This is a genomic window from Halorubrum sp. Ea1 (assembly GCF_002252965.1).
Taxonomy (GTDB): domain Archaea; phylum Halobacteriota; class Halobacteria; order Halobacteriales; family Haloferacaceae; genus Halorubrum.
The window spans coordinates 1-871 of sequence record NZ_NHPG01000080.1; the positions used below are offsets into that span (position 1 = coordinate 1).

Annotated in this window: 1 protein-coding gene; it reads right to left on the reverse strand. The window is 70.1% G+C overall.

Translation table 11 applies throughout. The features are described 5' to 3' along the window. Window positions 1-137 precede the first annotated feature (137 nt). Window positions 138-871, reverse strand: a 734-nt coding sequence (locus DJ73_RS10125) for a 3-keto-5-aminohexanoate cleavage protein (RefSeq protein WP_094557889.1), incomplete at its 5' end; no start/stop codon positions are given.

Sequence of the window (871 nt, forward strand, 5' to 3'; positions counted from 1 at the left end):
GCAGCGAGCGTGCGCCCGCTTCGCTGGCTGTGGCTTTGGACGTGGGCACCGCATCGTCGACCGCACATAAACAGCCGGCAGCAACATCCCGCCTTTGATTATAACTATCCGACCAGCCGGACTCGAAAAGGGCCCCGTTACCGACCGCGCAGTCCCAACAGCTCTCGCGTCTCCGCGGGCGTCGCAACCGGCCGACCCAGTTCCGCGGAGATCCGCGTCGCCCGCGCCACCAACTGCTCGTTCGTCGCCAGCTCCCCGCGCTCGTAGTACCGGTTGTCCTCCAGCCCGACCCGGACGTGCCCCCCGAGCAGCAGCGACTGCGTCGTCATGGGGAGCTGGTGCGGCCCGAACCCGATCACGTTGAACTCGACGCCCTCCGGCAGGGCCTCGACCCGGTTCACCAGGTTCCGGGGGTGCGGCGGCGACGTGGTCCCGCCGCCGAACAGGAAGTTGAGGTACGGCGGGTCCTCCAGCTCCTCTAAGATCGACAGCGACTCGTTGAAATGTCCGTCGTTGAACACCTCCAGTTCGGGCTTGATTCCCCGCTCTCGCATCTCCGCGTGCAGCGATGCGACCAGTTCGCGGGTGTTCTCCGAGGTGAGCCGCTCGTAGCGGTTGAGCGGCCCCATGTCGAGCGACGCCATCTCCGGCGCGGGGTCGGTCCGGAGCGGCTCGTGCCGGAGGGCGTCAGGCGCGGCGGTCCCGCCGGTCGAGTGCTGGAGGACGGCGTCGTCGGTGGCCTCGCGGACNNGCGCGTGCAGGTGGAGCACGCTGGCGCCCGCGGCCTCGCAGGCCGCCGCGGCCGACGCGATCTCCCCTGGGGTCTCCGGGTGGTCCGGGTGGGCCTCCTTCCCGTGGACGCCGCCGGTGA